This is a genomic window from Acinetobacter sp. NIOH-H-8 (genome assembly GCF_046635365.1).
Classification (GTDB): domain Bacteria; phylum Pseudomonadota; class Gammaproteobacteria; order Pseudomonadales; family Moraxellaceae; genus Acinetobacter.
Genome location: NZ_JBHDVN010000105.1, coordinates 1 through 2,021, shown reverse-complemented (window position 1 = coordinate 2,021; position 2,021 = coordinate 1). Strand labels below are relative to the sequence as shown.

The following is a 2,021-nucleotide window of genomic DNA, read 5'->3' as shown; positions in this document are numbered from 1 at the left end:
CCCGGACTTAAATCCTATAGAAAAAATGTGGTCACGAGTAAAAATGATTCGCAATAAATTTAGAGTTAAAGATATTGATAAATTGTTTAAAGATTACTGTAATGATTTATTTAGTATTTAGCTATATACAACTTGCGATTACTTATGTACTGCCCCGCCAGATCAGTGACGCATTACAGCCACGACGGGTATTAATTCAAAAGAGTTCAATCGAACATCATTGGCTAATTCAAACAATTGAATGTTTTGACAGCGCGACCAATCAGGAAGTACATATTAGGCCTGCAGATGAACTCGGACAGCAAACACTTCATCAGATTCTGGACGAGTTTGACCGTTATGATGTAAATGTCACATTAAAAGTTTTCTGAAATAATGCTTTTCTCAGAGCGTATTTTTGAAGAAGTTCATTTAGATCATCTATGTAGATAGCTTGATCCTATATAACATAAAAAATTAAGAAACTGAGAAATGATAGGAATTTATCCAATCTCTTTGAATTAAATTTATCAGTTTTTATTCTGTATCAAACTATTTATAAAGAAGCTGAACTAAAATATCGAAATCAAGCTCATCATTGGATGAGCTATTATCTTTCTTTAAACGTCATAAAGCAGCTTAAGGAATCCCGAATCCTTATTTAGGATCCAAAACACGATAGATACAGTCGGTCTGCTCACTGGCAAATAACAGTTCAATCGTTGGCCGGATAATTTCATCATCCACGACAATATATTCGACTTGCTGTTCCAAACGCTGGGACGGATCACTATGCTGAGCGCCAGCACGTAGTAATGCTTTTACATTCAGAATTTTGCCATACTGGTTTTTGACTTGCACTTCAATTAAATCTTTTGTCATCGTCATACCTCCCTTTATTGGCATTATTAAATTTGCTTGTCTGAATTCTTATAACATAGTTATTTGAAAGGCTTTCAAACGAATATGTAAGATTTTTTAGCGAGCACCTTTTATTGACTATATATTGTCGCTAATGAAGAATGTGCCATACAAATAAAAGAGTCAAAATTATTAATAACTCACGCTTAAAATTTTGCATTAAAAAGCCCGCATCGCTGCGGGCTCTGTGTTGGATGGCTAGTGCTAGATCTATTGCCTGAACCGAAGTTCGAACTCAACTAACTGTCATTGATCCGTCCAACTTATTGGTAGCGTCGTTTCGTTTTATAACCTACCATGAGTTCAATATAGCAGGATTTTTTTACCTACAATACGCTTTTACACTTCTAAAAGAAGACTTATACAATATTTAAATTGTGCTTTTTCAAAAGCAGATTAAAATATTTTGGCTGGCTCAATAGAGCACTACAAACAATTCTATTCTTTTCTATCTCTACATCCTATCTATTTAAATTTCAATAAAAAATATTCTTTATTTATGTGAAAAATGAATAATTTCATCTAAATACAATTTCAAGTCTTAAGTAAAAGAGTTCGCTATTAAGGCGATTGATTAGCCACTAAAAGTAATAGCGAAAACCAAATTGATAAGTAACCCCATTTAAGTCCAGATCATCACTCTTACCAGAGACACATGCGCCATTCATACAAATCTTGGCGTCACGGTTAAACATCCATTGATAACCAAAAGATCCAAATAAATCTGCTTCAGGAGCAACTTTATAACCGACTTCCAATGCAACGGGAATTGTAAAATAATCCAATTCAAGATCGATTCGACCAAGATCTGCATCCGTTTCACTTTCATCTACCCAGCTCATTCCCAGACCTATAGAAACTGCTGAATAAAGCTGATCATTTTCCAGAAATTTATTTTTTATCCCCACTGCAACTTGATTGTAATCAATATCTGAACTTTGAAATTTATATTCGGCCCATAAGCTGGCCGTTGGATGGGATTGATATTCACCATTAATAGATCTCTTGCGAAAGTCGTTATTGCAAGTTCATCCGGTTTACCAGTGCAGCGATTAAGTTAATGCGTAAACCGAATCTTTTCCGTCTATTTCGATAGCGTTCACTTAGTATTCTAAATCTTT

Annotated in this window: 2 protein-coding genes and 2 pseudogenes; 1 reads left to right on the top strand and 3 read right to left on the bottom strand. The window is 34.5% G+C overall.

Annotation, left to right across the window (positions count from 1 at the left end; genetic code table 11):
• Positions 1–122: 122 nt before the first annotated feature.
• Positions 123–371, top strand: a pseudogene (locus tag ACEWB7_RS17195) (hypothetical protein); the annotation flags it as partial.
• A 265-nt stretch (positions 372–636) separates the two neighbouring features.
• On the opposite strand, the gene ACEWB7_RS17190 reads toward ACEWB7_RS17195, so the two are convergent.
• The 3 genes and pseudogenes from ACEWB7_RS17190 to ACEWB7_RS17180 form a co-directional block, all read right to left on the bottom strand.
• Positions 637–861 carry a hypothetical protein gene (locus ACEWB7_RS17190; RefSeq protein WP_411580994.1) on the bottom strand — a complete coding sequence of 75 codons (225 nt, stop codon included), beginning with the start codon at positions 859–861 and terminating at the stop codon, positions 637–639.
• 620 nt (positions 862–1,481) lie between these two features.
• Positions 1,482–1,898: an outer membrane beta-barrel protein gene (locus ACEWB7_RS17185; protein WP_411580995.1), complete on the bottom strand. Its 417-nt coding sequence runs from the start codon at positions 1,896–1,898 to the stop codon at positions 1,482–1,484.
• A 19-nt stretch (positions 1,899–1,917) separates the two neighbouring features.
• Positions 1,918–2,021, bottom strand: a pseudogene (locus ACEWB7_RS17180) (IS5/IS1182 family transposase); the annotation flags it as partial.